Consider the following 272-nt stretch of genomic DNA (forward strand, 5'->3'; position numbering starts at 1 on the left):
CAGACTTACAAAACCGCCTGCGCACGCTTTACGCCCAGTAATTCCGATTAACGCTTGCACCCTACGTATTACCGCGGCTGCTGGCACGTAGTTAGCCGGTGCTTATTCTTCAGGTACCGTCATTAGCCCGCTGTATTAGAGCAGGCCGTTTCTTCCCTGACAAAAGAGCTTTACAACCCGAAGGCCTTCTTCACTCACGCGGCATTGCTGGATCAGGCTTGCGCCCATTGTCCAAAATTCCCCACTGCTGCCTCCCGTAGGAGTCTGGACCG

General features: G+C 54.4%; 1 rRNA gene. It reads right to left on the minus strand.

The features are described from left to right. Window positions 1-272, minus strand: a 16S ribosomal RNA gene (locus GEV02_RS32665); the annotation flags it as partial.

This window comes from Rugamonas aquatica, assembly GCF_009380215.1.
GTDB classification, from domain to species: Bacteria; Pseudomonadota; Gammaproteobacteria; order Burkholderiales; family Burkholderiaceae_D; genus Rugamonas; species Rugamonas aquatica_B.